The sequence below is a fragment of the Tabrizicola sp. genome, from assembly GCF_036781545.1.
In the GTDB taxonomy this organism is placed as follows: domain Bacteria; phylum Pseudomonadota; class Alphaproteobacteria; order Rhodobacterales; family Rhodobacteraceae; genus Tabrizicola.
The window spans coordinates 1-3,811 of record NZ_DAIQAT010000239.1 but is presented as its reverse complement, the minus strand read 5'-3'; the positions used below and the strand labels follow the sequence as shown (position 1 = coordinate 3,811).

Genomic DNA, 3,811 nt, shown 5'->3' with positions numbered 1-3,811 from the left:
CAGGGCGAAGACCAGCACCGAGGCATAGTCGAGCCCGTCCTGCAGGGTGAAGCCGTCGATCATGCCGGGGTCTTGAACGGCGCCATCCCGGCCCGGGCAAGGGCGTCGGCGCGTTCGTTCTCGGCATGGCCGGCATGCCCCTTGATCCAGCGCCAGGTCACCCGATGCCGGGCGGCGGCGGCTTCAAGCCTTTGCCAAAGCTCGACATTCTTCACCGGGCTGCCGCCCGCCGTGCGCCAGTTCTTGCGCTTCCAACCGGCGACCCATTCCGTGATGCCGTTCTTCACATAGGCAGAATCGGTGACGACGGTCAGGATCGAAGGCCGTGTCAGCGCCTCCAGCGCCGAAATGGCGGCCAGCAGTTCCATCCGGTTGTTGGTGGTCAGCGCCTCGCCGCCCTGCAACTCGCGTTCCTTGACCACGACGCCGTTCTCGCGCGCGAGCATCAGCACGCCCCAGCCGCCGGGGCCGGGGTTCCCGGAGCAGGCGCCGTCGGTATAGGCGAAAAGGTCGGGCATGGGGATCAGGCCTGCAAGGGAAGGGCGATGCAGGCGAGCGCGACCACCGTCAGCATCACCCGCAGCCGCAGCCACCAGCGCGGGGCGAGACCCCAGGCCTGGAAGGTGGCGTCGAGGAGGAGGAGCCCCACGAAACCGGCGGCCAGGAAGATCGCCGAACTGTCGGAGGCGTCGGAGACCATCACGAAACCCCAAAGCGCGGGAATGACGGAGAGACTATAGGCGATGGCTGCCTCGCGGCCTTCCGCCTTGGTGGCGAAACCCCAAAGGACGCCGGACAGGAAGCACAGCACCACCGTGCCCCAAGTCATCCCGACATAGGCGCCAAGGAACATCGGCGACAGGAACGGCCCCGCCCAGGCGGAAAGGGCGGGCGACAGATGTGTCGCGGCGGACCAGAGGAACGGGATCAACCCGGCAAGGCCGAGGAGAAGGGCAGGGCGGGGGATACGCGCGTCGTCGGTCATCCGGCTGGTCTAGCGTGGGTGCGCGCGCATGGCCAGTCAGTCCGGGTGGGTGAAGCGGTCGAAGCGGGGCGGGATCGCGGCGGCGATGGCGGCAAGGACCTTGCCCACCCGCTCCACATCGGTCTTGGCCGGTTGCGAGGGAAGGACGATCTTCGCCTTGTCGATGTAGACCGCGCCGCTGGTCGACCCGCCGCCGACCATCGGCCTGTCGGTTTCCCGGGCGGGGGTCGTGGCGAGGCCGCTCTCGGCGGCGGCGGCGCGGATCGCAGCCAGCGCGTCTTCGGGCACCTTGGCGCGGCGGGTCTTGCAGGCGGGACCTTCGGTCTCATAGCCCTTGCAATGCCTGAGCGTGAGCGCGCCGTTGTCCAGGATCGTCACGTTGGTCGACCAGGCATATTGTGGCGGCAGGCTGCCGGAACTGGTCCGGTACTCGGCGAGGAGAGAAGCGTCTTCGGCTCCGGCGGCAGTGGCGGTCAGAAGGAGAAGGGCGAAGGGTTTCAGCATGGTCAGGCGGGCTCGCGCAGGATACGGGGGACCTTGAACTCGATGTCCTCGACGGTGGTCTCGACCAGCTCGACGGTGACGGAGTAGCGGGCGCGGAAGGCGTCGATGACCTCGTTGACCAGCACTTCGGGGGCGCTGGCCCCGGCGGTCAGACCGATGGCGCGGGCGCCTTCGAGGGCGCGCCAGTCGATGTCGGCGGCGCGCTGGATCAGCATGGAATAGGGGCAGCCGGCGGCGGCACCGACCTCGACCAGACGGCGGGAGTTCGAGGAATTGGGCGCACCGATGACGAGGAGGGCGTCGATCTTCGGGGCCACGGCCTTGACGGCGGCCTGCCGGTTGGTGGTGGCGTAGCAGATGTCGTCATGGGCGGGGGCGTGGATCAAGGGGAAACGGGCCTTGAGCGCGGCGGCGATTTCGGCGGTGTCGTCGACGGAAAGCGTGGTCTGGGTGATGAAGGCGAGCTTGGCCGGGTCCCGGACTTGCAGGGTGGCGACGTCGGCGGCGGTTTCGACCAGCAGGACCTCTCCGGGCGGAAGCTGGCCCATGGTGCCCACGGTTTCGGCGTGGCCTGCGTGGCCGATGTAGATCATCCGGGTGCCGGCCTCGTGGTGGCGGGCGGCTTCGTTGTGGACCTTGGTGACGAGGGGGCAGGTGGCGTCGACGGCAATCATCTGACGACGGCTTGCTTCGGCCGGGACGGATTTGGGGACGCCGTGGGCGGAGAAGACGACGGGGCGGTCGGTGGGGCAGTCGTCCAGTTCCTCGACGAAGACGGCCCCCTGGGCGCGGAGGGCGTCGACGACGAATTTGTTGTGGACGATCTCGTGCCGGACGTAGACCGGGGCGCCCCATTTCTGCAGGGCCATCTCGACGATCTTGATCGCGCGGTCCACACCGGCACAGAAGCCGCGGGGGGCGGCGAGGTAGAGGGTGAGGGGGGGCAGGTCTGGCATCGGGGTTCCGGGAGAAGGTCGGGTCAGATTTAGGGCCTGTGGGGAGAGGCGTCCAGTGCCCGCGCGCGGGCAGTTTGGCGAGGTGAGCGATTGCAAGGGGTTGGCTGCGGGCATTCAGGAACGGTTAATGTTGATTCTCCTCGTGCGCCTTCGGCTTCTCGTCGGGTGAGCGACCCGAGCGAGGACGCCCGAAGGGCCAGGACGAGCGGGGCCGTCAGCCCCCGAAAGCCGCAGCACCCAGCCAGCCGAGCACGATGTAGCGCCCGGTCTTGGCGACGGCGACAAGCCCGAGAAACACCGGAACCGGCACCCGCAGCACGCCGGAGACGGCGACGATCATGTCGCCGAAGGGCGCCCAGGACAGGAGCAGGAGCCAGACGCCCCAGCGGGCGAACCAGCGCTCGGCGCGGGCGAGTTGCGGCGGGGAGAGCGGAAACCAGCGATGGTCGCGCTGGTCCGCGAGCCAGCGGCCAAGCGCATAGGTGACGCAGGAACCGAGCGTGTTGCCGACAGAAGCCACGATCACAAGGGCAAGGGTTCCCCAGCCCGCGGCCTGCATCCCCAGAAACACGATCTCGGACTGGAACGGCACCGGCGTCGCCGCCAGGAAGGCCGCGAGAAAAAGGCCGGAGAGTGCGATCATGGCAAGGCCGTCACGACCGGGATCCCCAGAGCCCGGTCGCAGGCGGAAGGCTCACTTCGCCTCGACCGCGGCCTCCTGGTCCACCACCGGGCGCGGTTCGCGCGGGGGGCGACCGATGACTTCGCGCAGTTCGTCCAACTCGATGAAGTTGTCGGCCTGGCGGCGCAGTTCGTCGGCGATCATCGGCGGCTGGCTGCGGATGGTGGAGACCACCGAGACACGCACCCCTTGCCGTTGCAGGCTTTCCACCAGAGGACGGAAGTCGCCGTCGCCGGAGAAGAGCACGATGTGATCGACGCGCTGGGCCAGTTCCATGGCATCGACGGTCAGTTCGATGTCCATGTTGCCCTTCACCTTCCGCCGCCCCTGGCTGTCGGTGTATTCCTTGGCTGGCTTGGTGCGCATGGTGAAGCCGTTGTAGTGCAGCCAGTCGACCAGCGGGCGGATCGGCGAGTAGTCGTCATTCTCCAGCAGCGCGGTGTAGTAGAACGCGCGCAAGAGCTTGCCGCGACGCATGAACTCCATCCGGAGAAGCTTGTAGTCGATGTCGAAACCCAGTGCCTTGGCGGCCGCGTAAAGGTTCGAACCATCAATGAACAGCGCAAGCCGTTCGTCCTTGTAAAACATTTAAAGGTCCCCTCAATGTCGCCGCGCGGTCCACGTCCTTACGTGTCAATCGCACGTCGCGTAGTCAAATCCGTCGGCCAACGCATGATGGATACC

At 67.4% G+C, this 3,811-nt stretch carries 6 protein-coding genes; all 6 read right to left on the bottom strand.

Annotation, left to right across the window (positions count from 1 at the left end):
• Positions 1-59: 59 nt before the first annotated feature.
• Positions 60-518 carry a ribonuclease HI gene (rnhA, locus tag V7Q39_RS19960; protein ID WP_333818364.1) on the bottom strand — a complete coding sequence of 153 codons (459 nt, stop codon included), beginning with the start codon at positions 516-518 and terminating at the stop codon, positions 60-62.
• A gap of 5 nt (positions 519-523) precedes the next feature.
• Positions 524-985 carry a DUF3429 domain-containing protein gene (locus V7Q39_RS19955; protein WP_333818363.1) on the bottom strand — a complete coding sequence of 154 codons (462 nt, stop codon included), beginning with the start codon at positions 983-985 and terminating at the stop codon, positions 524-526.
• A gap of 36 nt (positions 986-1,021) precedes the next feature.
• Positions 1,022-1,489, bottom strand: a complete 468-nt coding sequence (locus V7Q39_RS19950) for a hypothetical protein (RefSeq protein WP_333818362.1) — start codon at positions 1,487-1,489, stop codon at positions 1,022-1,024.
• 2 nt (positions 1,490-1,491) lie between these two features.
• Positions 1,492-2,445 (bottom strand): 4-hydroxy-3-methylbut-2-enyl diphosphate reductase, encoded by a 954-nt coding sequence (ispH, locus tag V7Q39_RS19945; RefSeq protein ID WP_333818360.1) that lies wholly within the window; start codon positions 2,443-2,445, stop codon positions 1,492-1,494.
• Positions 2,446-2,659: 214 nt separating this feature from the next.
• A complete protein-coding gene (locus V7Q39_RS19940; RefSeq protein WP_333818359.1) occupies positions 2,660-3,088 on the bottom strand; it encodes a YqaA family protein in 429 nt (142 codons plus the stop codon).
• Between the two features lie 51 nt (positions 3,089-3,139).
• A complete protein-coding gene (locus V7Q39_RS19935; protein ID WP_333818358.1) occupies positions 3,140-3,715 on the bottom strand; it encodes a LabA-like NYN domain-containing protein in 576 nt (191 codons plus the stop codon).
• Between the last annotated feature and the right edge of the window lie 96 nt (positions 3,716-3,811).

Excerpts from the sequence above, each read along its gene's own strand:
- V7Q39_RS19935 (WP_333818358.1), bottom strand. The coding sequence starts at position 3,715 with ATGTTTTACAAGGACGAACGGCTTGCGCTGTTCATTGATGGTTCGAAC.
- ispH (WP_333818360.1), bottom strand. The coding sequence starts at position 2,445 with ATGCCAGACCTGCCCCCCCTCACCCTCTACCTCGCCGCCCCCCGCGGC.
- rnhA (WP_333818364.1), bottom strand. The coding sequence starts at position 518 with ATGCCCGACCTTTTCGCCTATACCGACGGCGCCTGCTCCGGGAACCCC.
- V7Q39_RS19940 (WP_333818359.1), bottom strand. The coding sequence starts at position 3,088 with ATGATCGCACTCTCCGGCCTTTTTCTCGCGGCCTTCCTGGCGGCGACG.
- V7Q39_RS19955 (WP_333818363.1), bottom strand. The coding sequence starts at position 985 with ATGACCGACGACGCGCGTATCCCCCGCCCTGCCCTTCTCCTCGGCCTT.
- V7Q39_RS19950 (WP_333818362.1), bottom strand. The coding sequence starts at position 1,489 with ATGCTGAAACCCTTCGCCCTTCTCCTTCTGACCGCCACTGCCGCCGGA.